Raw genomic sequence first — 26,751 nt, forward strand, 5'->3', positions numbered from 1 at the left:
ATCATGCTGAAAAAACAAACGGTTTGGCTTTTAACAATGCTCAGTCTCGTCGTGGTATTAAGTGTTTATTATATTATGTCTCCGGAAAGCAAAAATGCCGTGCAGATGAAAACCGAAAAAAGCAGCGGGGAAATCGCCACAGAAAAAACGCCGGCTCCTAAAACGGAAGAAAAGAGCGAAAGCGGCACAGAAAAAGAAGACGGAACAAAAGGAATGAAAGATTCTAAAGGCACAAAAGAGGATAAAGAAACGTCAGCCGAAGCATCGGAAAAAGACGGATCGGTCGCCACAGAAACAGCTGATGAAAATTTATTTACCGCATACCGCATGGAACTTGAAGACGCGAGAAGCAAAGAAAGAGAACAGTTAAACAGCATCGTTTCAAGCGATGATGCGACAGCAAAAGAAAAAAGCGAAGCCTACGATAAAATGACGGCGCTCGGCAAAGCGGAAGGGACAGAAAAACAGCTGGAAACGCTCATTAAAACGCAAGGCTACAAAGATGCGCTCGTGGATGCTGAAGGTGACAAAATCAACATTACGGTCATGTCTGACAAACATTCAAACGCAAAAGCTTCCGCCATCATTGACCTGGTGGAAAAAGAAATCAAGAATATGAAAGACGTCGCCGTTACGTTTGAACCGACAAAATAAGAGCCTGAACCGCCCGCACCCGCTGCGGGCTTTTTTGCTGTCATTTTAGATCAGTGTTGAATTTACACAACCGCTCCTGTAAGATAAACATAGTATGTACTTTTAGTAGCAACCCATAAATTTCTATTTTTTATACATAGGAGTGGAACTGATGTTAAAAATCAACGAAATTCATGAACTGATAAAAAGAATCGATGAATCTTCCATTGACGAATTTGTTTACGAGATGGAAGGCGTAAGTCTGAAGCTGAAAAAAAATGAAGCGCCGGCAGTGAATATAACGGGACAAGCCCCAGCTGTTCCCGCCGCTTACGCACCTGCTCCGCAGGCTGCAAAACCGGAAGCGCGCGAAGCCGATCCTGTTCAGGAAGCGCCGAAACAAGATGAAAACCTGCACAAAATTACGTCTCCGATGGTCGGAACGTTTTATGCTTCTTCATCGCCGGAAGCCGGCCCTTACGTAAACCAAGGTTCAAAAGTGAACGAAAATACAGTGGTTTGTATCGTAGAAGCAATGAAACTCTTTAACGAGATTGAAGCGGAAGTAAAAGGAGAAATCGTTGAAGTGTTAGTTGAAAACGGCCAGCTGGTCGAATACGGACAACCTCTATTTCTTGTAAAAGCTGAGTAAGGAGACCTGCTATTATGATTAAAAAGCTATTGATCGCCAACCGAGGAGAAATTGCCGTCAGAATCATCCGGGCCTGCAAAGAGCTTGGCATTGAAACTGTAGCCGTTTATTCTGAGGCAGATAAAGAGGCCCTGCATGTCCAAATGGCCGATGAGGCTTTTTGTATCGGGCCGAAAACATCAAAAGAGAGCTATTTAAATGTAACGAACATCGTCAGCGTCGCAAAGCTGACCGGTACGGATGCGATTCATCCGGGATACGGATTCTTAGCTGAAAACGCCGATTTTGCCGAGCTGTGCGAGGAATTAAACGTGACGTTTGTCGGCCCTTCGGCTGACGCCATTTCGAAGATGGGGACAAAAGATATCGCACGTGACACGATGCAGCAGGCAGGCGTGCCGATTGTGCCCGGTTCAAAAGGAATCATAAAAAATACCGAAGAAGCGGTTTCGCTTGCGGGTGAAATTGGGTATCCTGTGATTATAAAAGCCACTGCGGGCGGAGGCGGAAAAGGCATCCGGGTCGCACGCACAGAAGAAGAGATGATTAAAGGCATCGAAATCACCCAGCAGGAGGCCGCTACGGCATTCGGAAATCCGGGTGTGTACATCGAGAAGTACATAGAAGATTTCCGCCATGTTGAAATTCAGGTGCTTGCCGATAATTACGGAAACACGATCCATCTTGGAGAGCGTGACTGTTCTATCCAAAGACGTCTGCAAAAACTTCTTGAAGAGTCGCCGTCACCTGCGCTTGATTCTGAAATCAGAGAGCAGATGGGTGAAGCAGCGGTAAAAGCAGCGAAGGCTGTCGGTTACACGGGAGCCGGTACAGTAGAGTTCATTTATGACTACAGAGAACAGCGCTATTACTTCATGGAGATGAACACGCGTATTCAAGTAGAGCACCCTGTCACAGAAATGGTGACGGGAACGGATCTGATCAAAGAACAGATCAAAGTGGCATCCGGACAGGAGCTCTCGCTCAGACAGGAAGACGTTGAATTTAACGGCTGGGCAATTGAATGCCGCATCAATGCTGAAAATCCTGCGAAAAACTTCATGCCTTCACCTGGTAAGATTAACATGTACCTGCCGCCGGGCGGACTCGGCGTGCGCGTGGATTCAGCCGCATATCCGGGCTATTCGATCCCGCCGTACTATGACAGCATGATTGCCAAAGTCATCACATACGGAACAACGCGTGATGAGGCGGTCGCACGGATGAAACGCGCACTGAGCGAATTTGTGATTGAAGGTATTGAAACAACGATTCCGTTCCATCTGAAACTGCTTGAACATGAAACATTTGTCAGCGGAGAGTTTAATACAAAGTTTTTAGAAACATATGATGTAATGGGCTCATAATTTTTGCGGGAGGTGAATTGAATGGAAGACAACAGTGTGCTTAAAATGGATCATGATGAGGGTCATTTAGGCAAAGTTGAAATTGCTCCTGAAGTCATTGAAGTCATTGCCGGCATCGCCGCTTCCGAGGTTGAAGGAATAGCTGAAATGCGCGGCAATTTCGCCACGGGCGTCGTAGAACGCTTCGGCAAAATCAATCACGGCAAAGGCGTAAAGGTCGATTTAGCTGATGACGGGATTACCATTGACGTCTATTGCGTCGTTCAATTTGGGATTTCGATCCCGAAAGTGGCGGCAAGCGTTCAGGAGAATATCCGCCAAACCTTATTAAATATGACGTCTCTGACCATCAATGAAATCAATATTCATATCGTCGGCATTCAATTTGACACGAAAGCCCAAGAAGTCGAAATCGACGAAGAAATGTAATGAGCGTATAAAAACCAAGGGGATGGGCAGCCCTTTGGTTTTTTATGCGTTTCCCTTCTTTTCAGGCATGAAGAAAGCCGGCTTACAAACGGCAGCCGAGTTTCTTCATGCTGTGAAATCCGAATGAAATCCAAAGTGTTTGTGAAAACATTCGGTATTAGGGTGAAAAAACCTAAATTTCGACATGCGATTGGGAAAAAAATATGTTATGATCTCTTTAGGCTTAACGACAAGCGGATAAAGCGGATCTGAAGGAGAAAGAAAATGAAAAGAAGAACAGCTAGAGAAAAAGCTTTGCAGGCACTTTTTCAGATTGATGTCAGCGATATTGCACCGAACGAGGCCATCGAGCACGCGCTTGATGGCGGAAAAACAGATGACTTCTTTGAACAGCTGGTGTACGGAGTGCTTGAACATCAGGTACAGCTTGATGAAATGATTTCCGGCCATCTCGTCAATTGGAAGCTTGACCGGATTGCAAACGTAGACCGCGCGATCCTCCGTCTGGCGGTGTATGAAATGGTTTATACTGACGACATTCCTGCTAACGTGTCATTAAACGAAGCCATCGAGCTGGCAAAACGGTTCGGCGACGATAAAGCTGCAAAATTCGTAAACGGGGTTCTTTCTAACATCAAAACTGATATTGAATCATAGGAGGAAAGAAAATGACTGCAACAATCATCGACGGAAAAGAAACGGCTAAAGAAAAACGCGAACAATTGGCAAAAGAAGTAGAAGAGCTGAAAGCACAAGGCGTAGTGCCGGGCTTGGCGGTCATTTTAATCGGTGACGATCCCGCCTCTGTTTCATATGTGACAGGCAAGAAAAAAGCCGCTGAAACAATGGGGATGAAGTTTAAGCTTGACCGCTTTGACTCAAGCTTAACCGAAGCGGAGCTTTTAACAGTGATTGATGAGTACAATCAAAATCCGGAATTTCACGGCATTCTCGTCCAGCTGCCGCTCCCGGATCATATTTCTGAAAAAGCCGTCATCGAGCGGATCTCCCCTGATAAGGATGTTGATGGTTTCCACCCTCTCAACGTCGGGAAAATGCTGCTTGGAGAAGATACATTTCTTCCTTGCACACCGCACGGAATTGTCGAGTTATTGAAAAAGACGAACGTAGATCTTTCCGGCAAAGAAGTTGTTGTAGTCGGACGAAGCAATATTGTCGGTAAACCGGTCGGCCAGCTGCTGCTGAACGAAAATGCGACCGTCACATATTGCCATTCCCGTACAAAAAATATGTCTGAGCATACGAAAAAAGCAGATATTCTTGTGGTTGCGGTCGGTAAAGCGAACTTCATCACAGCTGATCAAATCAAAGAGGGTGCCATTGTTATTGATGTCGGCGTCAACCGTCTCGAAAGCGGAAAACTCTGCGGAGACGTTCAGTTTGATGAAGCGAAAGAAAAAGCATCTTTCATTACGCCGGTCCCGGGCGGAGTAGGTCCGATGACCATCACGATGCTTGCGCATAATACTGTTAAATCTGCCAGACGTACGTTATCATAGATAACCGGAGGCAGTCACAAAAAGTGTGACAATGAGCACGATACCCGCTTCTTAAGGCTCCTTTCAGCCAGAGCGGGTTTTTTTCTTAGTTTAGGGCAAAAAGCCTTTATGAAAGGAGTGCAGGATGTGAGTGAAGCGGCATATGTCACGGTTTCCGCACTGACCAAATATATTAAACGAAAATTCGATGTAGACCCTCATCTTGAAGACATTTGGATTAAAGGTGAGCTGTCCAACGTTAAAATCCATACAAGAGGCCACATCTATTTTACTTTAAAAGATGAGCATGCCCGCATGCAGGCCGTCATGTTTCAAAGGCAAAGTTCAAGGCTTGCGTTTAAGCCTGAGGACGGAATGAAGGTCATCGTAAGAGGCGGCATCTCCGTCTATGAACCGAGCGGAAGCTATCAGCTGTACGCGAAAGAAATGCAGCCGGACGGTGTTGGGGCGCTTTACTTAGCCTATGAAGAATTAAAGAAAAAACTTGCCGGCGAAGGGTTGTTTGATGACCGGCATAAGCAGGCCATCCCCGCTTTTCCAGCCACGATCGGGGTTGTCACGTCACCGACGGGAGCGGCCGTCAGAGACGTCATTACCACACTCAAAAGAAGATACCCTCTGGTGAAAGTCATTGTGCTTCCCGCGCTCGTTCAGGGTGAAAACGCCAGCAGATCGATTGTGAAGCGCATTGAAGAAGCCAATTCGCAAAAGATGTGTGACGTTCTGATCGTCGGAAGGGGAGGGGGCTCGATCGAAGAATTGTGGGCGTTTAACGAAGAAATCGTTGCCCGGGCGATTTTTGCTTCCGCCATTCCGGTTATATCGGCCGTCGGACATGAAACAGATTTTACAATCAGTGATTTCGTCGCGGATATCCGGGCTGCAACGCCGACGGGAGCGGCAGAAATCGCCGTTCCTCACACGACGGACTTAATGGAACGGGCAAAAACGGCGGAAGTCCGCCTGACAAGAGCGATGCAGCAGCATATCGGCAAGAAAAAAGAACGGGTTCAATCGCTCCAGTCATCTTACGCATTCCGTTTTCCGAAACGATTGTATACCCAAAAAGAACAGCAGTTTGACCTTTTGTATCAGCAATTCCAAGCACAGCTCACAGAGCTTACGGAGCGGAAAGAAAGGCAGCTGGAGCGGAATACGTACAGATTAACGGCGCTTCACCCTGAAACCCAGCTGAAACAGGCGAAAAAACGGTACGAAGAGCGATCAAATCAGCTGACGCGGAGCATGAATGTCCAGCTGAAGCAGCTTCATTCGCAGTTTCAGACGGTTCTTGGTAAACTGAATGCATTAAGTCCCCTTCAAGTTATGGAGAGAGGATACAGTCTGGCCTATAAAGACAAAGAGCTGATCAAAAGCGTTGATCAAGTGGAACAACATGATACGCTTGAAGTAAAGATGACAGACGGCGTTTTGACGTGTGAAGTATTGCAAAAGAGAGGCGAACGATAATGACAGAAACCAAAAAAAGTGAAGAGCTGACATTTGAAGAGGCGATGAAAGGCCTTGAAGGCATTGTCGCAAAGCTTGAAGAAGGCGACGTGCCGCTGGAGCAGGCGATTAATTATTTTCAGGAAGGAATGGCCCTTTCAAAAATGTGCCATGAAAAGCTTCAGCATGTCGAAAAACAAATGGACTTTATTTTAAAAGATAACGGAGAACTTGCGCCTTTCAGCGTTCAGGAGGAAGACGAAGGTGACAAATAAACTGGACGCATTTTTAGCATCGCGCAAACAACTGATTGAGCGGCATCTTTCCTTGTATACAGAACGGCTCGCCATGCCGGAAACCCTCAAAAAATCTATGCTGTATTCTTTGGAAGCGGGCGGAAAGAGGCTGCGCCCCCTCGTTGTCTTAGCCGTTTTGAATGCTTACGGAAAAGATGAAAAAGACGGGATTCCGGTCGGATGCGCTGTTGAAATGATTCATACGTATTCCTTAATCCATGATGATCTGCCTTGCATGGACGATGATGATTTGCGCCGGGGAAAGCCGACAAACCATAAAGTCTTCGGAGAAGCGGCAGCTGTATTGGCCGGAGACGGACTTCTGACAGAAAGCTTTAAATTAATCACATCACACGTGTCTGACGCGGTTTCAGCGGAAAAACGGCTCCGCCTCGTCGAGGAGCTGATCAAAGCGGCAGGAACGGAAGGAATGGTCGGCGGGCAGGCTGCCGACATGGAAGCGGAACAAAAGCAGGTAACGCTTGAGGAGCTGGAATCCATCCATGAGCGGAAAACGGCCAAGCTCCTCGGCTTTTCCGTGACGGCAGGCGCTATTTTGGCAGATGCGCCGGAGGATGAAATCGAAAAGCTGCGTCTGTTCAGCAGCCATATCGGCATCGGATTTCAAATCAGAGACGACATCCTTGATATTGAAGGGCATGAGGAGAAGATCGGCAAACCGGTCGGTTCAGACACGACGAATGAAAAGTCAACGTATCCGTCGCTTTTAACGCTTGAAGGTGCGAAAGAGAAGCTTTCGTATCATATCAGCGAGGCGAAACGGATCATCAGCGGCCTATCTCTTCAGAAAGAACTGCTGCATGACCTCTGCGATTTAATAGCGGCGAGAGATCATTAAAACGATCCTGATTTGAAGGGGCTGCCGCTCCTATGGTAAAATGTAAGCAGTTTCGATGAAAATAAAAAGAGAGTCTTTTTCTTTTTTCAAAAAGACACTGTTTAATTTGCAGAAATTCATGCTGAAAGTGAGTTGATCCGCTTTGGATCTTTTATCAATACAGGACCCGTCATTTCTTAAAAAGATGTCAATTGAACAGCTGGAAGAGCTGGGTGAGGAAATCCGCAATTTTCTCATCACATCGCTGTCTGCCTCAGGCGGCCATATCGGGCCGAACCTCGGGGTTGTCGAGCTGACGATTGCGCTTCACAAAGAATTTGACAGTCCGAAAGATAAATTTTTATGGGATGTCGGACATCAGTCCTATGTTCATAAACTGTTAACCGGACGCGGCAAGGAGTTTGAAACCTTGCGCCAATATAAAGGGCTTTGCGGTTTCCCGAAACGCAGCGAAAGCGAACATGACGTATGGGAAACAGGCCACAGCTCAACATCGCTCTCAGGCGCGATGGGAATGGCTGCCGCCCGCGATATTAAAGGGACGAAAGAATATATCATCCCGATTATCGGGGATGGCGCTTTAACCGGAGGAATGGCGCTTGAAGCACTGAACCATATCGGCGATGAGAAAAAAGATATGATCGTCATCCTGAATGATAATGAGATGAGCATTGCGCCGAATGTCGGGGCGATTCATTCTATGCTCGGCCGGCTTCGCACGGCCGGCAAATATCAATGGGTAAAAGACGAGCTTGAATATTTATTTAAGCGCATCCCGGCCGTCGGCGGAAAATTGGCCGCCACGGCTGAGCGGATAAAAGACAGCTTAAAATATATGCTTGTGTCAGGCATGTTTTTTGAAGAGCTGGGCTTTACGTATTTAGGCCCGGTAGACGGTCATTCCTACCACGAGCTGTTTGAAAACCTGCAATACGCCAAAAAAACAAAAGGCCCTGTCCTTTTACATGTCATCACGAAAAAGGGCAAAGGCTATAAACCGGCAGAGACCGACACAATCGGGACATGGCACGGGACCGGCCCGTACAAAATCAATACGGGTGATTTCGTCAAGCCAAAAGCCGCTGCCCCTTCATGGAGCGGGCTCGTCAGCGGCACCGTGCAGGAGCTGGCGCGCGAGGATGACAGAATTGTCGCGATTACACCGGCCATGCCGGTCGGTTCTAAGCTGGAAGGGTTTGCGAAAGAATTTCCTGAGCGCATGTTTGATGTCGGAATCGCAGAACAGCATGCGGCGACGATGGCCGCGGGAATGGCGCTTCAAGGCATGAAGCCGTTTCTTGCGATCTATTCGACCTTTTTGCAGCGGGCGTATGATCAGGTCGTCCATGACATCTGCCGTCAAAACGCGAATGTATTTATCGGCATTGACCGCGCGGGTTTGGTCGGCGCTGACGGGGAGACGCATCAAGGCGTCTTTGACATTGCCTTTTTGCGTCATATACCGAACCTCGTTTTAATGATGCCGAAGGATGAAAATGAAGGCCGCCATATGGTCAATACAGCCCTTTCCTATGAGGAAGGTCCGATCGCGATGCGCTTCCCGCGCGGAAACGGGCTCGGCGTAAAGATGGATAAAGAGCTGAAAACCATTCCGATCGGAACATGGGAAGTGCTCCGTCCCGGAAAAGACGCGGTGATTTTAACGTTCGGAACGACCATTGAAATGGCGCTGGAAGCTGCTGAAGAACTGCAAAAAGAAGGTCTGTCCGTGCGTGTCGTCAATGCGCGGTTCATAAAACCGATTGATAAACAAATGATGAAGGCGATTCTTAATGAAGGTCTGCCGATTTTAACGATTGAAGAAGCCGTGCTTGAAGGCGGATTCGGAAGCACGATTCTTGAATTCGCTCATGACCTCGGCATGTATCATACGCCGATTGACAGAATGGGCATTCCTGACCGGTTTATTGAGCACGGAAGCGTAACCGCCCTGCTTGAAGAAATCGGTCTCACAAAGGCTGAGGTTATGAACCGGATTAAACTGCTGATGCCGCCGAAGACACATAAAGGAATTGGATCATGACAGCAAAAAAAGAACGATTAGATGTACTTCTTGTAGAAAAAGGCCTTGCGGAAACGCGGGAAAAAGCGAAACGCGCCATTATGGCGGGCATCGTATACTCAAATGAAAACCGATTGGACAAACCGGGTGAAAAAATCGCCCGGGATCTTCCGTTAACGGTAAAAGGAAACCCTCTTAAATACGTCAGCAGAGGCGGATTAAAGCTTGAGAAAGCTCTTGAGGTGTTTCCCGTCTCAGTAAAAGGCAAAACAATGATTGATATCGGCTCGTCTACTGGAGGATTTACAGATTGCGCCCTCCAAAACGGCGCCGAACGGTCCTATGCAGTAGATGTCGGCTATAATCAGCTCGCTTGGAAGCTGAGAAAGGACGAGAGGGTCGTCGTCATGGAACGGACGAATTTCCGCTATTCCGAGCCTTCCGATTTCACTGAGGGTCTGCCGGAATTCGCGACGATTGATGTTTCTTTCATCTCACTCCGTCTTATTCTGCCGGTTTTAAAAACGCTGCTTGTGCCGGGAAGCGATTGTATCGCCCTGGTGAAGCCGCAATTTGAAGCCGGGCGTGAATCAGTCGGAAAAAAAGGCATTGTCAGAGATCCCGGCGTTCATGCTGACGTTCTCCGCCGTATGAATCAGTTTGCCGCTTCTGAAGGATATACAGTGAAAGGACTGTCCTTCTCACCGATTACAGGGGGAGACGGCAATATCGAGTTTCTGCTTCATTTGAAGTGGGAGGGAGAAGACGGAAACGGCGCTGAACTGCCGGAAGAAGATATTCTCCGTACCGTCCGTGAAGCACATGAAACATTAAAAGCCAAAAAGACAGATGTACCGGAATAATAGGGGGCTATTATTCCTTTTTTCTGCCATCATGTACTTTTTATCAAGAAGCGGTTAACATAATGACAAGAACAGCTTGAAAACAGAGGTGCTTACATGACAAAAGGCCAAAGGCATATAAAAATCAGAGAGCTTATTACAAGCCATGAGATTGAAACGCAGGATGACTTAGTTGACATGCTGAGAGAAGAAGGGTATAAGGTAACCCAGGCGACTGTTTCCAGGGACATTAAAGAACTGCATCTCGTAAAGGTGCCGACCAATAACGGTTCCTACAAATACAGCCTGCCGGCGGATCAGCGGTTCAACCCGCTGTCAAAACTGAAGCGTTCATTAATGGATGCGTTCGTAAAAATTGACTCAGCAAGCCACATGATCGTATTAAAAACGATGCCGGGGAATGCGCAGGCAATCGGCGCTTTGATGGATAATCTCGAATGGGAAGAAATCATGGGCACGATCTGCGGAGATGACACAATTTTAATCATCTGCAGGACGCCTGAAGATACGGAGGGCGTTCAAAGCCGTCTTTTGGAGCTGCTGTAGCGTAATTATCAGATAAAAGGTGGAATGCTGTTTGTTAGCTGAACTATCAATAAAAAACTTTGCCATTATAGAGGAACTGACGATTTCGTTTGAACGGGGGCTCACCGTCCTGACGGGAGAAACAGGGGCCGGCAAGTCAATTATTATAGACGCCGTTTCCCTGTTAGTCGGCGGCCGCGGGTCGTCTGAATTTGTCCGTTACGGTGAAACAAAGGCCGAGCTTGAAGGACTGTTTCTTTTGGACAGCGGCCATCCCGTTTTTGAGGTGTGCCGTGAGCAGGGAATAGACGCATCTGACGACATGATTGTCATGAGAAGAGACATTAATGCCGGGGGAAAAAGCGTCTGCCGTGTCAACGGTAAATTAGTAACGATTGCGGCTTTGAGGGAGATCGGCAGACTTTTATTAGATATTCACGGGCAGCATGACAACCAGCTGTTAATGGAAGATGACAAGCATTTAGAGCTTTTGGATAAATTTGCAGGTGCTGAGGCCGAATCAGCGCTTCAGGCATACCAAGAAGGCTACGACCGTTATATGAAGCTGCTCAAAAAAGTGAAGAAGCTGTCGGAAAGCGAACAGGAAATGGCGCATCGGTTAGATCTGATCCAATTTCAGCTTGAAGAAATCGAATCAGCGAAGCTTGAATTGAATGAAGACGAGCTTCTTCAAGAAGAGCGGAAGCAGATATCCAACTTTGAAAAAATTTATGAATCATTGAAAAACGCCTATAATGCGCTCCGCAGCGAACAGGGGGGGCTTGACTGGGTCGGAATGGCCTCTGCCCAGCTTGAAGACATTTCGGATATCAATGAACCGCTGCAAAAGCTGTCAGAAAGTGTGTCAAGTTCCTATTATCTGCTGGAGGATGCAACCTTTCAAATGCGCAATCTGCTGGATGATCTGGAGTATGACCCGGAACGGCTGAATTTTATTGAAACCCGTTTAAATGAGATTAAACAGCTGAAGCGTAAATACGGAGCGACGGTCGAAGACATTTTGGAATACGGCTCCAAAATAGAAGAGGAAATCGATCAAATCGAAAACCGCGACAGCCACCTTGAAGCGCTGAAGAAGGAACTGGAGTCCGTCGGCAAAGATGTGGCCGTAGAAGCCGCCAATTTATCAAAAACCAGAAAAGCCTGGGCCAAAAAACTGGCGGAAGCAATTCATCAGGAATTAAAAAGCCTGTATATGGGCAAATCAACGTTTGATACGGAATTCCTCGTGAAAACCGATCCGTCTGCCAGTGAGGCGCCGGTTGTCAACGGCCAGCCCGTGCAGCTTACCCAAAAGGGAATTGACCTTGTGAAATTTTTAATTTCAACGAACACCGGTGAGCCGTTAAAACCGCTGTCAAAGGTCGCATCCGGCGGCGAACTTTCAAGGGTGATGCTGGCGCTGAAGAGTATTTTTTCTTCTCAGCAGGATGTCACCTCCATCATCTTTGATGAAGTGGACACTGGCGTAAGCGGGCGGGTTGCCCAAGCCATCGCGGAAAAAATCCATAAAGTATCGACCGGTTCACAGGTGCTCTGCATTACACACCTGCCGCAGGTTGCCGCTATGGCGGATACGCACCTTTTGATCGCAAAAGAATTCAAAGACGGACGGACGACAACGCATGTCACGCCGCTTTCCAAGCAGGATAAGGTAGCGGAAATCGGCCGCATGATTGCGGGCGTCGAAGTGACCGATCTGACAAAACGGCATGCACAAGAGCTTTTAAAACAGGCCGGACAGGTAAAAACGACAGGATAAGCTGCTGATACAGGCAGCTTATTTTTTTGTTCCATTTCTCTAACAGTGTATCCAATGTTTTTCTTCGTATGCCGGTTATAAATCAAGCGCAGGAAGGCAAAAGTATAGATGTAGCAGAAAAAGAAAGTGGTGTGGGATAGGAGCGAGGAGAGTGAAGGAATGAATGCACGATAACATGAGGAAAGCAATAGGTGTAATTCTCCTTGTTTCTTTACTAAGTGTAGGCTTTTTTAAGCCGTTTAAAGAATATTTACTGATACCGTCAGAAATGAGCGTCTTTGAAAAACAGACACAAGCCGTTCCGGTCAATGCATCAATAAGCGCTGAAAAGGGCGAATTATCAGAAGCCTTTACGCTGAAAGAAGAGCACGGTCATGCAAACATAACAGGGCAAAAACAAGGCCGGTCAGAAGTAGTATATGATCTTGCCGGGTTCCCCATTAAAAAAACGAAAGTGCATGTCCTTCCTGAATTGAAGGTCATTCCGGGCGGACAGTCCATCGGTGTAAAACTGCATTCAGTCGGTGTTTTGGTCGTCGGCTTTCACCAGGTGATGACAAAGGATGGGAAAAAGTCTCCGGGAGAACAAGCGGGAATTGAATCTGGCGACATCATTATTAAAATGAACGGACATAAAATTGAAAAAATGAGCGACATCGCCCCGTTTATTCAAAAAGCGGGTAAGACCGGGGAATCTTTGGATTTATTGGTGAAACGCGATAAGCAAAAAATCAAGACAAAGCTGATTCCGACAAAGGACGAAGCTGAGGGAAAATATCGAATCGGCCTTTATATCCGTGATTCGGCAGCCGGCATCGGCACGATGACATTTTTTGAACCGAAAACAAAAAAATACGGCGCATTGGGCCACGTCATTTCTGATATGGATACGAAAAAACCGATTGTTGTGGAAGACGGCGAAATCGTCCGTTCAACTGTAACATCAATTGAAAAAGGAAAAGGCGGCAATCCCGGCGAAAAACTGGCAAGGTTTTCGTCAGAACGGAAAACGATCGGCGATATTAACCGCAACAGTCCGTTCGGCATTTTCGGGAAACTGCATCAGCCGATTAAAAACAACATCTCAGACAAAGCGCTTCCGATTGCTTTGTCAAATGAAGTAAAAAAAGGACCGGCGCAAATGCTGACGGTTATTGAAAACGATAAAGTAGAGACATTTGATATTGAAATCGTCAGCACCACTCCGCAAAAATTCCCGGCGACTAAGGGAATGGTGTTAAAAGTGACCGATCCGAAACTGCTGAAAAAAACCGGCGGAATCGTTCAGGGAATGAGCGGAAGCCCGATCATCCAAAACGGGAAGGTCGTCGGAGCCGTAACCCACGTGTTTGTCAATGATCCGACAAGCGGCTACGGCGTTCATATCGAATGGATGCTATCTGAAGCGGGTGTTGATGTTTATGGAAAAGACAAAGCAAGCTGACTGCCGGATCATCCGGCAGTTTTTTTATGTGCGCGTTCTTCACTTCTTTCCAGGATTCATGTAAAATAAGACATGAAGATTTTTCGACAAATTCACGTTTCCTGATTTGTCAAACTTAATTTTTAGTCGAAAAACCTAGAAAATGCTAGAAAAACAAAGATATACCACTATTATTGGTAAATATGGATTTTTTAAAAGGGGAAGTAGTGGTTTTGTCGAATGTAACATGTAGCAGTCAAATAGGTTGTGTCCTGTTAATACATTGGGGGAGGAAGAAACGTGGAGAAAATTAAAGTTTGTGTTGCTGATGATAATCGAGAGCTTGTAAGCCTGTTGAGTGAATATATAGAGGGACAGGATGATATGGAAGTAATCGGCGTTGCTTATAACGGACAGGAATGTCTTTCTTTGTTTAAAGATAAAAATCCTGATGTGCTCGTTTTAGATATTATTATGCCGCATCTGGACGGACTTGCGGTTTTGGAGCGGCTCCGTGAATCAGAGCTTGAGAAACAGCCGAACGTTATCATGCTGACGGCATTCGGTCAGGAAGACGTTACGAAAAAAGCCGTCGATTTAGGCGCGTCCTATTTCATCCTGAAGCCGTTTGATATGGAAAACCTTGTCGGCCATATCCGCCAGGTAAGCGGAAATGTCAGCAGCGTCACACACCGTGCGCCGTCTGCACAAAGCAGTATCATCCGCAGCCAGCCGGAGCCGAAACGGAAAAATCTCGATGCCAGTATTACAAGCATTATCCATGAAATCGGTGTGCCTGCCCATATTAAAGGCTATCTTTATTTGCGGGAAGCCATTTCCATGGTGTACAACGATATTGAACTCCTCGGCAGCATCACAAAAGTCCTTTATCCCGACATCGCCAAAAAATTCAACACGACCGCAAGCCGTGTAGAACGGGCCATCCGCCACGCGATTGAAGTCGCTTGGAGCAGGGGAAATATTGATTCCATTTCTTCGCTGTTCGGGTATACCGTAAGCATGACCAAAGCAAAACCAACCAACTCAGAATTCATCGCGATGGTTGCTGACAAGCTGAGATTGGAGCATAAAGCTTCGTAACGCAAGCTTTATGGCAAGATGACGTTTTACGCCTTCTTTTCCGTGCATGAATGCGGAAGAGAAGGCGTTTTGAGTTTGTGATGACGAAGATCCCTCCGGCCCGAGGAACCTTGATGCCGCATAAAAGCGGGATTTACGGCATCTACACATATAACACGGGAGCTGATACTTTGATGATTTCGCCGTCTCTGATATAAAAGCGGGGGACGCGGCGGCTTAACACAGATACGACTTCGTAGTTAATCGTACCGAGCATTTCGGCAATTTCATCAACGGAAATCTCGGCTCCTTTTTGTTTGCCGTAAATGACGACTTCTTCTCCTTGTTTGCCCTCACTATCACCCAAACTGACCATAATCATATCCATCGTCACTCTCCCCGCCACCGGCACTCTTCTGCCGCGGTGAAGAATAAACCCACGGTTGGAAAGGGCGCGCGAGTAGCCGTCAGCATAGCCGATCGGAATTGTCGCGATGATTTCACCCGGTTCAGCGATATATGTGGCGCCATAACTGACGGTTCGGGGCTCTGTCACCATGGCTTTCACATAAGCGATACGCGCCTTTAAGCTGAGTGCGGGCGTGAGATCTACGAGGTTCAGCTCCTTAATATAAGCGGACGGGTATAATCCATATAAACCGATGCCTAAACGGATCATATCGGCGCTGAATTCGGGAAAAGCGATAGCGGCGGCTGTGTTGCACATATGGACAGTAGGCAGCGGGATGTCTTGATTTTTTAAAAAGCGGAGAAAGCTGATAAACTTTTCATGCTGCAGCATTGTCAATTCAGTATCAGGTTCATCCGCTGTTGAAAAATGGGTAAAGATCCCGTCCCACGACAGGTATGTACTCGACTTGAGCGCTTTTACAACTTCTAAAAGGTCTTCTTCTGTGCGTACACCCAGCCGGCCCATTCCGGTATCCACATTGATATGAATGGACAGCCGTTTCGAATCAGCTTCTTTTTCCAATATCTGATTTGCTTTTTTGACCCAGCTGACTTGAAACGCTGATAATGTTATATTCCACAAGGCAGATTTTTTTACACAGCTGAGGGCTGTAAAGCCGAGCACAAGGATAGGTGCCTTAATTCCCGCTCTCCGTAACACAATTCCCTCTTCGACGCTGGCAACTGCGAGCTCGCTCGCGCCGCTTTCCAGTGCCTGCCGCGCTACTTCCACAGAGCCGTGGCCATAGGCATTTGCTTTTACGACGGCCATAATCTTTGACTTCTTCGGAATATGGCGGCGGATCGCCCGTACATTCTTTTTTATCGCATCAAGGTCAACTTCAATCCAAACTTCCCGGCAAAGTTTTTTCATCGCGATTCCTTCTTTCCGTGCTGAGATTCAGTACTGACGTGTTTTCATGCTTTCAATCTGCATTTTATTCACACTGAACTGAAATCATTCAAAACATGAGAAGGTGACCGCTGATGTTTAAAATCAACTTTTCGGGAAATCAGTGCGCCTGCTTTAATTATGCAGTAAGGGCTGCATGGCAGCCCTTAAATTGACTTCACAATATTCTGATCTGAAAATTGGTGTTCAAACATTTTGGACTGGCTTACACCATTGTTTTGAATGACAATGCCGATATTTCCCCCTCCGGCACCGAAAACGGTTTTTGATGCAGTCAGCGGACTGATGGATATGGCGCCGCCAACATTGACAACGCCGTTTCCTGATACGTTGTTTATCGTAATCGGGCAACCGCTCATTCTATTTTTTCGCCTTTCTCTCACAATCTACTATCTATATGTACGCTGTAATATGAAATAAGATTAAACAAAACGGCAAAAAAAACCGGCTGCTGTGAGCCGGAAAGGAAGGGAAATACAGATATCATAGTGTTTTCGTTACATTTTGATCAGAGAATTGCGAGTTTAAAGATTGAGCCGTGCTGGATTGGTTTAATTGCAGAACAATCCCTATATTTCCTCCTCCTGAGCCGTAGACGGTTTTTGATACGGTTAAAGGGCTTATCGAAAACGCACCGCCGACATTGACAACCCCGTTTCCGGAAAGACTGTTAATCGTAATAGGAAAACCAGCCATCATATACGGTCTCCTTTCTATTAATCTATTTACTATATGTACGCTGCGTATCAGAAATAGGAGTAAACAAAGCGGCAAAAAGTTATGAAACAAAAAAACTGCCGGACATCCGGCAGTTTTTTGATTACTTTTCAAACGGCACCCAGCCGCCTGTATTCTGGATCATTTCCCATAACGGTTCAGGAAGTCGGTATTTCTCAATTTCAGATGCTTTAATGGCTTTTTCGATTTCCTGTTCGCGGCCTTCTTTGACCAGCACCGCCCATTCAGGGTTAATTAAAATGACACGTCCCAGAGCCACCAGCGGAATCCCGCTTTCTAATACGGCGAGCGCTTCGTCCGCGGTATAGATGGAACCGACCGCCATCAGCGGCACTTTGTGGCCGACGCGTTCGTTTAATAAATCCATCCGTGTCCGTGAAGTATCTGCGCCGCGGCGGGCTTTGGAATTGACATCCATCAGTGAAATATGCAGATAATCCAAGTTTTCTTCCGCAAGCGCATCAGCTAGCATGAATGTTTCTTTCATTGTAAGCCCCGGCGTTTCCGGCTCTTCCGGTGACAGGCGGTAGCCGAGAACAAATGGATGTTCAGCGTGTGCATCAATCGCCTGTTTGACAGCGTCAACGACTGCAAGCGGGAACGCAAGGCGCTTTTCATCGCTTCCGCCCCAGCGGTCTGTGCGCTGATTTGTTTTCGGAGAATAAAATTGTTGAATCAAGTATCCGTTTGCCCCGTGAATTTCAACACCGTCAAAGCCGGCTTCAATTGCTCTGCGTGTCGCTTCGCCGAATGCTTTTACAATGTGCTCAATCTCTTGTTCAGTGAGAGCCCGGGAAGTTTGTCTGCCGTCTTCTTCTGAACCGCTTGGGCTGACGACGTCGTTATTCGGCACGAGTTCAGGAGGGCATTCCAATCCGCCATGGTGAATCTGCACAACGGCTTTCGCTCCTTGAGACTGGATCGCTTGAGCGAGTTTTTTCAAGCCCGGAATGTGAGAATCATCATAGATGCCGGGCTGGCCGGGAAACGCTTTGCCGTCAGGCGTTACGTTTGCACATGCCGTAATGACCATGCCCATTTCTTTTGAACGGGGAGTAATGTAGCTCAATTCACGTTCGGAAATCGTTCCGTCATCGTTCGATGAATAGTGTGTCATCGGTGCAACGGAAATACGGTTTGGTATGGTAACGCCGCTTTCGAACGTAAAAGGTTCAAACAGCGGTTTATATGTTTGCTTCATGATTTCGCCTTCTTCCTTAAAAGTTTAACTCGTCCGTATTCTAGCTTATGTTTTAATTGTGTGCAATTATTTTGCTTGTTCTTCTTCCTGAGGGTTATGACCGGCCGAACCATTTAAACGACTGGAACGGTTTTCTCCGTTCCTTTTCAGGGTCTTTATACCCGCCTGAAATTTGATGGCCGATCGAGCTGAATATGACAGCGGCGGCGAATAGGAGAATGATTTTTTTCATATGCATATCTTCTTTCTTATCTTTTACAAGGTTATTTATAAGCATACGCTTGTGTGAAAAAACCGTCAAATTTGTTTTTTATTCTTTTTTCCACTTTCCTGCGGCGAATATCGTTCCGATCTGAATCACAACACTTAACAGAGCGCACACTGCCACAACTGTGTTGCTGTCCATAGAAGACACCCTCCTTTTTGTTAGGTTAATGTATCATATGACAGCTGTCTCTGTTTTGACAAAACTGTAATGCGGTGTTTCATATTTTTCAACAAAAAAGGGCGCTTTTTAGGCGCCTTTACTTTTTTTTCAGCCGATGCAAAGCGATTTGAACGGCGATGGCGTCATCCAGATAGCCGATCGGAAACATGTAATCCGGAATCACGTCTGTCGCTAAAATATAATACAGGAGCGCACTCCCTAGAATCGGGCGGTCTTCAGCCGGTGTTGATTCATCCATATATTGATGATGCATGTTTTTCAAGTGATCAATAAAAGGGCCGACACTTTCTTCATTATTCATTTTCTTTTGAAACTCATCACAAATCAGGCGATGGCCCTGCTGGGTTTTGGCATATTGTTCATATCTGGTCAGCTCGCGTTCAATTTGTTCACGGGAAAAAGGCTGATCAAACATCTCCGCCATGTTCAGCATATCCTGAATCGCGTGCATCGGATCTTGCGGCGCAGTCTCTTTTTCATGGCCGATGTCTATTCCTGACGCTTCAAGCAATTCCTCCAGCGGGGTGCGGAGGTGCTTTGAGAATTCCTGAAGATGCTTTAAGTTGGCCTTCTGCTTGCCGTTTATAATCCGGGAGATGGTGGCCGTATCAATGTTGGCTAATGCGCCGAGTTTTCTCATGGAGAGAGAGTGCTTATCAAGCAGTGATTTTAAAAGGGGGCCCAATGTCTTATGTTCATTTTCTGCCAAGGGTGTCACCTCGTTTCCGCCGGAATGATGATAATCAGTCAATAATTTTTGCAGAAAAGGTACCTTTTCTGTGCTGATGAATAGGATAGTGTAGATTGGAACAGCACAACATGTTGAAAAGACATCAAAGAATGGGGAGAACATAACATGGCTTGGTTATTGATTTTAGGTTTGGCAGTGTCCTCGAGCATTGATAATTTAGGAGTGGGGATGTCATACGGCATCAGAAAGATCAAAATATCGCACGCATCAAATACAATGATCGCTTTTATCTGTTTTTTATTCAGTTATATCGGAATTTATTTCGGCAAATGGATTTCAGCCGTTTTACCGGGCTTTTTCCCCGTTTTGCTGGCGGCTTTTATTTTATCTGTGATCGGCATCCGCATCATCCTGCTGGCTGTGCCGAGAAAAAAAGAAAATACAGCGCCTGCTGACACGTCTGGAAAAAAAGGCCGTTTCGCCGGTCTGCTGCAAAATCCGGAGACAGCGGATGCTGACGGTTCGGGAGAAATCGGTATACTGGAATCCATGGTTCTCGGGGTGGCCGTATCCGCAAATGCGCTGACCAACGGATTAAGCGCGGGCCTGATCGGGCTTTCTCCCGCTGCCATTTCCATCACTGCGGCGATCGGAAGCTTTCTGACCATATGGATCGGCTGCCTGCTCGGGAAAAAAGCTGCGTCACTTCGCATCGGTTCTTTCCATGTCGGACAGTTCAGCACGGTGCTGAGCGGAGTGATTATTCTCATCATTGCCGTCAATACGCTGCTCTTTTAAGTTGTCCCGTTCATTTTATGAAAAGCTCAAAATAAATATGAATCATTCTATTCGGGAGAGCGCATGACGGGCTCTCTTTTTTTGCCGATCTGTCATTTTTTCAAAATGAATAGAAAGTCGTTCGTTTCCGTTAAATTTTGCATATCCGGCCATCAGACAGAACCTTTTTCATAGACGGATCAGCTCGCTTTCTTTCTAAGTTCAGGTAATCAGCGGGTCAGAAAGCCTTTATTCCAAATATGGAAAATCGCTGGAGGGACGAAGGCGCCCTTTACAAATCCGCCATTCTGTACAAAGATAAAGCCGAATGAGAAAACGTGAGGTGATCTGTGTGAAGTCTGTCATCCTTCTGATCTTCACTGCATGGCTGCTATCAGGCTGCGAGTATACCGCTGAGGCGGATTCGGCGCCGTCATTTACACAGGAAGGAACATTTATAAAAGCCGCCGGAAACGATACGATCGCACTGGAAATTGACGGAGAGCGGCACGAGGTGAAGGTGCCTTTTGCTAAGCGGTTTGAATGTCAGCTTCTGCCTGAACATACGGCGGTGCAAATCACCTATAAAAAAGAGAGCAACGGACAATTACGGCTTGAAAAACTGAAAAAAGAAACAGATATGTGAAAAATGGGGAGGAAAAAACGTGGGCTTACTGACAAAAAGCGCTGCTGCATTCGGTGCCGCCCTGCTTCTGCTTGCGCCGTCCGCTTATGCAGCCGAACCTTTGCAAGGGAAGACCATCTATATTGATGCCGGACATGGCGGAGAAGACAGCGGGGCCGGGGGGAATGGACTGTTGGAGAAAAACATTAATTTAGCGGTGTCAAACAAGGTAGCCGCCAAATTGGAAGCAGAAGGTGCAACACCTGTTGCGTCAAGGACTGACGATACTTTTTTGAGTTTGGACGAGCGGGTGGCGAAAGCAAGCGCCAGCCAATCCGATTTATTCGTCAGCCTTCATACGAACTCAGCCGTATCGACAGCATCAGGTACAGAAACGTATTTTAATTCAACATATGAAGGAGCAGACAGCGAAAGGCTTGCTTCTGATATCCAACAGCAGCTTGTTTCGTCTCTAGAGATGAGGGACAGAGGTGTAAAAGAAGCCCCTTTTTATGTCATTACATATTCAAAAATGCCTAGCGTGCTGGCTGAATTAGGCTTTATCACAAATCCTCAAGATGCGGACAAGCTGAAGAACGCTAACGGGCAAGAACACGCCGCCGACGCCATTGTAAATGGAATCGAAACCTATTACAGCGGCCGATAATCGTAAAATATGTGTAAATAGCGCCCGCCTTACGTGCATAACGATTATAATAGAGAAAACCGATGACAAACACCTGAGGTGACACATATGACGACTATTTTTGCCCACCGGGGGGCGTCGGGCGACTATCCCGAAAATACGATGCCCGCGTTCACAAAAGCGATTGAGGACGGGGCGGACGGAATCGAACTTGACGTACAGATGACCAAAGACGGCCGTATCGTGGTCATTCACGATGAAACCCTTGACCGAACAACGTCTTTACAAGGATTTGTGAAAGATACGGCGTATGACAAAATCAGAACCGCCGATGCCGCCGGAAAATGGAAAGATTCTTTTAAAGGAGTCAGAATTCCGCTTTTGTCAGACGTGCTGCGTTTTGCGGAGCGCGCCGATTTTCTGATCAATATTGAGCTGAAAAACAGTGTATTCCGATACGAGGGAATGGAAGAAGAAGTGATCAAAAAAGTCAGGTATTACGGATTGGAAAAACGCGTTATTTTTTCTTCATTTAATCATGAGAGCCTCGCGCTTTGCCATGCCTTGGCGCCTGAGATTGAACGGGCGGTGCTGACGATGGATGTGCTGTACCGGCCTGAACGGTATCTCGCTTCAATTCCCGCTTCAGGTTATCATCCGAAGCTTGGTACGCCGGCGGTCAGCCCTGAAGCGGTCAAGCATCTTGTGAAACACCAAGTGAAGCTCCGTCCGTTCACCGTTAATCGTCCGGAAGATATGAAGCAGCTGATGAAAGCGGGAGCAGACGCACTTTTTACCGATTATCCAAAGCTGGCTGTTTCTATAAAAGAAGAATGCCGCCATTAAGAAGACTGTTCAGACAGTCTTTTTTTTATGGGCAGAAACCGGAGGGGCGATCATAACATGATCAGGAGGTTCATATAGTGTAACAGGGCGTTTTATGTAAGCGTTATCTTTTAATTTATTGAAAGTGAGGCAAAAGTGTGGGGAAAACGGTTATCGTCAGTGCGGCAAGAACACCGTTCGGAAAATTCGGCGGTGCATTAAAAGAGGTAAAAGCAGCCGAGCTTGGCGGCATTGCCATAAAAGAAGCAATCAAGCGCGCCGGCATCGGTGAAAGCGAAGCAGAAGGAGCGGTGATGGGAATGGTCGTCCAAGCGGGTGCGGGGCAGATTCCGGCACGGCAGGCTGCAAGGTATGCCGGGCTTCCATGGTCCGTTCCGGCTGAAACCATTAATAAGGTTTGTGCATCGGGGCTCAGAGCCGTTACCTTCTGTGATCAAATCATCCGGGCAAATGATGCCGACGTGCTGATTGCAGGCGGAATGGAAAGCATGAGCAACATCCCGTACGCCATTCCGGCCGGCCGTTGGGGTATAAGAATGGGAGACGGGGTTTTTCAGGATTTAATGGTTCATGACGGGCTGACCTGTGCGTTCGATCAGGTTCATATGGCTGTCCACGGAAGCACTGCGGCCGAAAAGTACGGCATTTCCCGAGATGAACAGGATCATTACGCTCTTTTAAGCCAAAAACGCGCGGCTGAGGCGGCTGAGACGGGCAAATTGCAAGAAGAAATCGTTCCGGTTACTTGGACCGGCAAAAAGGGCAAACAGCATACTGTTACGCAGGATGAGGGGCTGCGCCCTGATACGAGTCTTGAGCAGCTCGCAAAGCTTAAGCCTATTTTTACAGCCGGCGGAACGGTAACAGCGGGAAACGCTCCCGGTGTAAATGACGGCGCCGGAGCATTTGTGCTGATGTCAGAGGAAAAAGCCGCGAAGCAGCATGTCAGACCGCTCGCTGCGATACTTGGCTTTGCGTCTGTCGGACTGGAAGCGTCTGAGCTTGCCAGCGCACCGGGAGAGGCGATCAGCCGGCTTTTGAAAAAAACCGGACTGTCCGTTGACGATATTGATTTGTTTGAAGTAAACGAAGCATTTGCGTCCGTCGTGCTCGTCAGCGAAAAGATTGCCGGATTCAGCCGGGAGAAAGTGAATGTAAATGGAGGAGCGATCGCGTTCGGCCATCCGATCGGCGCAAGCGGCGCCAGAATCATCATGAGTTTGATATACGAATTAAAGCGGCGCGGGGGAGGTTTAGGCATAGCGGCTATATGCAGCGGAGCGGCCCAAGGAGACGCCGTCCTGCTGGAGGTGTACTGATATAACGAGGGGAGCGTCAGATGAAAATGAAAACAATCATGGTCGCAGGTGCGGGGCAGATGGGAGCAGGTATCGCGCAGACGGCTGCAGAAGCTGGTTTTTCCGTCATGTTATACGATGTGGAGCCGGAATCGGTGACAAAAGGCCTTTACCGCATAAAGACAAATCTGGAGAAAGATCAGGCGAAAGGACGCAAGACACGGCATGAAACAGAATCCGTTTTCAGCCGCATCTCCCCGGCAGCGCTCACAGAAGCGGGAGATGCTGATTTTGTAATAGAAGCCATTGCCGAAAACAAAACAGCAAAGACTGAATTACTCGGCACACTTGATGAAATGTGTCCCCCTCATACCATATTGGCAAGCAATACGTCTTCTCTTCCTATTACGGAGCTTGCTGCTGTCACAAAAAGACCTGACAAAGTAATCGGCATGCATTTTATGAATCCGGTTCCTGTCATGGAGCTTGTCGAGGTCATCAGAGGGCTTGCTACGTCGGAAGAAACGGCGGAAACAGTAAAGAAGCTTGCTGTCCGGATGAAAAAAACGCCTGTCGAAGTCAATGATTTTCCCGGCTTTATATCTAACCGTATATTAATGCCGATGATTAACGAGGCCGTTTATTGCCTTTACGAAGGGGCGGCTTCAAAGGAAGCGATTGATGAAGTGATGAAGCTCGGCATGCGTCACCCGATGGGGCCTTTAACATTAGCCGACTTCATCGGATTGGATACATGCCTTTCCATCATGGAGGTTCTCTATGCGGGGTTCGGAGATTCGAAATACCGCCCATGCCCGCTGCTCAGAAAATACGTCAGCGCCGGCTGGCTCGGCAAAAAAAGCGGGCGCGGTTTTTATGAGTACAACAGATGACATAAAAATCATGGGGGAGGCCTGCAGCCGTGCATTTTACAGAAGAGCACATCATGATGAGAAAAATGGTGCGCGATTTTGCACGCAAGGAAATCGCACCGATGGTTGAGATCATGGAAACAACCGATGAATTTCCGGACCGGCTGATTAAAAAAATGGGAGAAGCGGGGTTAATGGGCATCCCCGTCCCGGAAGCATACGGCGGAGCGGGGGCTGATACAACATCTTACATTTTAGCGATTCATGAAATATCAAAAGTCAGCGCAGCTGTCGGCGTCATTTTATCCGTCCACACATCGGTAGGGACAAACCCGATTCTCCATTTCGGGACAGAAGCCCAAAAACAAAGGTATATTCCAAAGCTGGCAGCGGGCGAATACGTCGGGGCTTTTGCGCTTACTGAGCCTCAATCCGGATCTGATGCGGGAAGCCTGAAAACAACGGCAGTGCGAAAAGGCGGTTCATATATTCTGAACGGTTCAAAAATCTTTATTACAAACGGCGGAGCGGCAGATCTGTATCTGACATTTGCCTTAACGGACCCGGATAAAGGGAGAAAGGGGATTTCCGCTTTTATCGTTGAAAAAAACACACCCGGCTTTTCTGTCGGAAAGAAAGAAAAAAAGCTCGGATTGTTAGGTTCCAATACCGTCGAATTGCAATTTGACCAAGCGGAAATTCCAATTGAAAACCGGCTCGGCGAAGAGGGCGAGGGTTTTTCAATCGCCATGAAAAACCTAGATGTCGGACGGATCGGCATAGCGGCTCAGGCGCTCGGAATTATCGAAGCGGCGCTCGGCTGCTCGGCGGAATACGCCAAAACCCGCAGCCAGTTCGGCAGGCCCATTGCCTCGAATCAGGCCGTTTCTTTTAAACTTTCTGACATGGCGACGAATGCGGAAGCTGCCAAACTATTAGTCTATCATGCCGCTGATCTGTATCAGCGCGGGCTTCCGTGCGGAAAAGAAGCATCGATGGCAAAGCAATTCGCGTCTGATGCGGCGATGAAAGCGGCAGTGGAGGCTGTGCAGATTCACGGCGGCTACGGCTATATGAAAGAGTATCCCGCGGAGCGTTTATTTCGGGATGCGAAGGTCACGCAAATCTATGAGGGCACCAATGAGATTCAAAGGCTGATTATTTCTAAGTATCTTCTTCAATAAAAAGCGCGGAAAAGGAGCGAAACCATGGAATCTTATTCTCCCGGTTTAGATGGCGTCATTGCGGTGGAAACGGGAATTTCTTTTTTGGATACACAGCAGGGCAGGATTTTAATCAAAGGCCATGATCTGATCGAGCTTTCTGAAACGGCCGGCTATATGGACATTGTCCACCTCTTATTGGAAGACAGACTTCCTGATGCGAAAGAGAAGGCGGCGCTTGAATATGACATCCGGCGCGGCGGAGACCTTCCCGAGGAAATCTTGCATATATGCCGTCTGCTGCCTGAACATACTCATCCGATGGACGGTCTGAGGACAGGCTTGTCCGCGCTTGGCGGCTTTGATAAGGATATTGATGACCGCACCTCTTCTGTAAATCGGCACCGTGTCCGCGGGCTGATAGGCAAAATGCCCAATCTGACCGTCAACAGCTATCGTGTCATAAACGGTCAGGAACCTTTAGCGCCTGTCGGAACCTTATCGTACAGCGCAAACTTTTTATATATGATTACCGGAAAAACGCCGTCCTCCTTGGAAGAAGAAATATTCGACAGGTCGCTTCTTTTATACAGTGAGCATGAATTGCCGAACTCAACATTTACGGCCCGTGTCATCGCTTCGACGCAATCGGATATTTACGGCGCTCTCACCGGAGCCGTCGCCTCGCTTAAGGGAAACCTTCACGGCGGAGCGAACGAAGCGGTTATGTACATGCTTGAAGAAGCGAAGGATACAGACGGGTTTATTCACTTGTTAACTCAGAAACTCGCAAACAAAGAAAAAATCATGGGCTTCGGCCACCGTGTCTACATGAAAAAAATGGACCCGAGGGCGCTCATGATGAAAGAAGCGCTGAAAAAGCTGTCTGATCTGTCAGGTGATTTCCGTCTTTATCACATGTGTGAAGCCGGCGAAACCGTCATGCGGGAGAAAAAAGGCCTTTATCCGAATTTAGATTACTACGCAGCGCCGGTCTATTACATGCTCGGCATTCCGATACCGCTGTACACGCCTATATTTTTCAGCGCACGAACCGTCGGCCTGTGCGCGCACGTCATTGAACAGCACAGCAGAAACCGGCTTTTCCGCCCGCGTGTCCGCTATACCGGAGCGCGCCTGTAAACAGACAAGAAAGGAAG

The 26,751-nt window shown here is 47.4% G+C and carries 29 protein-coding genes; 23 read left to right on the forward strand and 6 right to left on the reverse strand.

Going from position 1 to position 26,751, the window contains the following annotated elements; translation table 11 throughout:
- The first annotated feature begins 3 nt into the window (after window positions 1-3).
- The 15 genes from AUL54_RS18480 to spo0A all read left to right on the forward strand — a co-directional run bounded on the left by AUL54_RS18480 (window position 4) and on the right by spo0A (window position 14,923).
- On the forward strand, window positions 4-654 hold the full coding sequence (locus AUL54_RS18480) for a SpoIIIAH-like family protein (RefSeq protein WP_060964785.1): 651 nt from the start codon (window positions 4-6) through the stop codon (window positions 652-654).
- A 151-nt stretch (window positions 655-805) separates the two neighbouring features.
- Complete coding sequence (gene accB, locus AUL54_RS18485; protein ID WP_016938997.1) at window positions 806-1,285, forward strand: acetyl-CoA carboxylase biotin carboxyl carrier protein; 480 nt, start codon at window positions 806-808, stop codon at window positions 1,283-1,285.
- Window positions 1,286-1,299: 14 nt separating this feature from the next.
- Window positions 1,300-2,652: an acetyl-CoA carboxylase biotin carboxylase subunit gene (gene accC / locus AUL54_RS18490; RefSeq protein WP_045926702.1), complete on the forward strand. Its 1,353-nt coding sequence runs from the start codon at window positions 1,300-1,302 to the stop codon at window positions 2,650-2,652.
- A gap of 21 nt (window positions 2,653-2,673) precedes the next feature.
- Complete coding sequence (locus tag AUL54_RS18495; RefSeq protein ID WP_016938999.1) at window positions 2,674-3,081, forward strand: Asp23/Gls24 family envelope stress response protein; 408 nt, start codon at window positions 2,674-2,676, stop codon at window positions 3,079-3,081.
- 264 nt (window positions 3,082-3,345) lie between these two features.
- On the forward strand, window positions 3,346-3,738 hold the full coding sequence (gene nusB / locus AUL54_RS18500) for a transcription antitermination factor NusB (RefSeq protein ID WP_016939001.1): 393 nt from the start codon (window positions 3,346-3,348) through the stop codon (window positions 3,736-3,738).
- A gap of 11 nt (window positions 3,739-3,749) precedes the next feature.
- Window positions 3,750-4,601: a bifunctional methylenetetrahydrofolate dehydrogenase/methenyltetrahydrofolate cyclohydrolase FolD gene (folD, locus tag AUL54_RS18505; RefSeq protein WP_016939002.1), complete on the forward strand. Its 852-nt coding sequence runs from the start codon at window positions 3,750-3,752 to the stop codon at window positions 4,599-4,601.
- Window positions 4,602-4,727: 126 nt separating this feature from the next.
- Entirely contained in the window at window positions 4,728-6,071 is a 1,344-nt protein-coding gene (xseA, locus tag AUL54_RS18510; RefSeq protein WP_060964786.1) for an exodeoxyribonuclease VII large subunit, read from the forward strand.
- Window positions 6,071-6,325, forward strand: coding sequence for an exodeoxyribonuclease VII small subunit (locus AUL54_RS18515; RefSeq protein WP_007408352.1), 255 nt, complete (start codon window positions 6,071-6,073; stop codon window positions 6,323-6,325). The genes xseA and AUL54_RS18515 overlap by 1 nt, the downstream gene beginning before the upstream one ends.
- Window positions 6,315-7,205 carry a polyprenyl synthetase family protein gene (locus tag AUL54_RS18520; RefSeq protein ID WP_060964787.1) on the forward strand — a complete coding sequence of 297 codons (891 nt, stop codon included), beginning with the start codon at window positions 6,315-6,317 and terminating at the stop codon, window positions 7,203-7,205. Before AUL54_RS18515 ends, AUL54_RS18520 begins: the two co-directional genes overlap by 11 nt.
- A gap of 142 nt (window positions 7,206-7,347) precedes the next feature.
- The gene (dxs, locus tag AUL54_RS18525) at window positions 7,348-9,249 is read left to right on the forward strand and encodes a 1-deoxy-D-xylulose-5-phosphate synthase (RefSeq protein ID WP_060964788.1); all 1,902 of its coding nucleotides are present in this window, start codon (window positions 7,348-7,350) and stop codon (window positions 9,247-9,249) included.
- Window positions 9,246-10,091, forward strand: coding sequence for a TlyA family RNA methyltransferase (locus AUL54_RS18530; RefSeq protein WP_060964789.1), 846 nt, complete (start codon window positions 9,246-9,248; stop codon window positions 10,089-10,091). The genes dxs and AUL54_RS18530 overlap by 4 nt, the downstream gene beginning before the upstream one ends.
- 96 nt (window positions 10,092-10,187) lie before the next feature.
- On the forward strand, window positions 10,188-10,637 hold the full coding sequence (gene ahrC / locus AUL54_RS18535; protein ID WP_003153173.1) for a transcriptional regulator AhrC/ArgR: 450 nt from the start codon (window positions 10,188-10,190) through the stop codon (window positions 10,635-10,637).
- Between the two features lie 31 nt (window positions 10,638-10,668).
- A complete protein-coding gene (recN, locus tag AUL54_RS18540; RefSeq protein WP_060964790.1) occupies window positions 10,669-12,399 on the forward strand; it encodes a DNA repair protein RecN in 1,731 nt (576 codons plus the stop codon).
- Between the two features lie 163 nt (window positions 12,400-12,562).
- A complete protein-coding gene (gene spoIVB, locus AUL54_RS18545; RefSeq protein ID WP_060964791.1) occupies window positions 12,563-13,843 on the forward strand; it encodes a SpoIVB peptidase in 1,281 nt (426 codons plus the stop codon).
- A 279-nt stretch (window positions 13,844-14,122) separates the two neighbouring features.
- Window positions 14,123-14,923 carry a sporulation transcription factor Spo0A gene (gene spo0A, locus AUL54_RS18550; RefSeq protein WP_003153177.1) on the forward strand — a complete coding sequence of 267 codons (801 nt, stop codon included), beginning with the start codon at window positions 14,123-14,125 and terminating at the stop codon, window positions 14,921-14,923.
- Between the two features lie 142 nt (window positions 14,924-15,065).
- Here spo0A and alr read toward each other — a convergent pair whose 3' ends face one another.
- The 6 genes from alr to AUL54_RS18580 all read right to left on the reverse strand — a co-directional run bounded on the left by alr (window position 15,066) and on the right by AUL54_RS18580 (window position 19,382).
- On the reverse strand, window positions 15,066-16,247 hold the full coding sequence (alr, locus tag AUL54_RS18555; protein ID WP_060964792.1) for an alanine racemase: 1,182 nt from the start codon (window positions 16,245-16,247) through the stop codon (window positions 15,066-15,068).
- Window positions 16,248-16,432: 185 nt separating this feature from the next.
- Window positions 16,433-16,645 carry a spore germination protein gene (locus AUL54_RS18560; RefSeq protein ID WP_060964793.1) on the reverse strand — a complete coding sequence of 71 codons (213 nt, stop codon included), beginning with the start codon at window positions 16,643-16,645 and terminating at the stop codon, window positions 16,433-16,435.
- A gap of 124 nt (window positions 16,646-16,769) precedes the next feature.
- Window positions 16,770-16,982 (reverse strand): spore germination protein, encoded by a 213-nt coding sequence (locus AUL54_RS18565; RefSeq protein ID WP_060965136.1) that lies wholly within the window; start codon window positions 16,980-16,982, stop codon window positions 16,770-16,772.
- Between the two features lie 124 nt (window positions 16,983-17,106).
- A complete protein-coding gene (locus AUL54_RS18570) occupies window positions 17,107-18,225 on the reverse strand; it encodes an NADH-dependent flavin oxidoreductase (RefSeq protein ID WP_016939012.1) in 1,119 nt (372 codons plus the stop codon).
- Between the two features lie 94 nt (window positions 18,226-18,319).
- Window positions 18,320-18,457 carry a hypothetical protein gene (locus AUL54_RS21555; protein ID WP_162829239.1) on the reverse strand — a complete coding sequence of 46 codons (138 nt, stop codon included), beginning with the start codon at window positions 18,455-18,457 and terminating at the stop codon, window positions 18,320-18,322.
- Between the two features lie 292 nt (window positions 18,458-18,749).
- A complete protein-coding gene (locus AUL54_RS18580; protein ID WP_016939014.1) occupies window positions 18,750-19,382 on the reverse strand; it encodes a helix-turn-helix domain-containing protein in 633 nt (210 codons plus the stop codon).
- Between the two features lie 147 nt (window positions 19,383-19,529).
- Between AUL54_RS18580 and ytaF the strand changes: the two genes are divergently transcribed.
- From ytaF to mmgD, 8 genes are all read left to right on the forward strand, one after another.
- Window positions 19,530-20,162: a sporulation membrane protein YtaF gene (gene ytaF / locus AUL54_RS18585; protein ID WP_060964794.1), complete on the forward strand. Its 633-nt coding sequence runs from the start codon at window positions 19,530-19,532 to the stop codon at window positions 20,160-20,162.
- Window positions 20,163-20,469: 307 nt separating this feature from the next.
- On the forward strand, window positions 20,470-20,787 hold the full coding sequence (locus tag AUL54_RS18590) for a hypothetical protein (protein WP_060964795.1): 318 nt from the start codon (window positions 20,470-20,472) through the stop codon (window positions 20,785-20,787).
- Window positions 20,788-20,806: 19 nt separating this feature from the next.
- Complete coding sequence (locus AUL54_RS18595; RefSeq protein WP_060964796.1) at window positions 20,807-21,433, forward strand: N-acetylmuramoyl-L-alanine amidase family protein; 627 nt, start codon at window positions 20,807-20,809, stop codon at window positions 21,431-21,433.
- A gap of 87 nt (window positions 21,434-21,520) precedes the next feature.
- Window positions 21,521-22,258: a glycerophosphodiester phosphodiesterase gene (locus AUL54_RS18600; protein ID WP_060964797.1), complete on the forward strand. Its 738-nt coding sequence runs from the start codon at window positions 21,521-21,523 to the stop codon at window positions 22,256-22,258.
- A 137-nt stretch (window positions 22,259-22,395) separates the two neighbouring features.
- A complete protein-coding gene (locus AUL54_RS18605) occupies window positions 22,396-23,577 on the forward strand; it encodes an acetyl-CoA C-acetyltransferase (protein ID WP_060964798.1) in 1,182 nt (393 codons plus the stop codon).
- Window positions 23,578-23,597: 20 nt separating this feature from the next.
- Window positions 23,598-24,449, forward strand: coding sequence for a 3-hydroxybutyryl-CoA dehydrogenase (locus tag AUL54_RS18610; RefSeq protein WP_060964799.1), 852 nt, complete (start codon window positions 23,598-23,600; stop codon window positions 24,447-24,449).
- Window positions 24,450-24,478: 29 nt separating this feature from the next.
- Window positions 24,479-25,612, forward strand: coding sequence for an acyl-CoA dehydrogenase (locus tag AUL54_RS18615; RefSeq protein ID WP_060964800.1), 1,134 nt, complete (start codon window positions 24,479-24,481; stop codon window positions 25,610-25,612).
- 24 nt (window positions 25,613-25,636) lie between these two features.
- Window positions 25,637-26,734: a citrate synthase gene (gene mmgD, locus AUL54_RS18620; RefSeq protein ID WP_060964801.1), complete on the forward strand. Its 1,098-nt coding sequence runs from the start codon at window positions 25,637-25,639 to the stop codon at window positions 26,732-26,734.
- The last annotated feature ends 17 nt before the right edge of the window (window positions 26,735-26,751 follow it).

Origin of the sequence: Bacillus sp. SDLI1, from assembly GCF_001553895.1 — a bacterium.
GTDB classification, from domain to species: domain Bacteria; phylum Bacillota; class Bacilli; order Bacillales; family Bacillaceae; genus Bacillus; species Bacillus siamensis.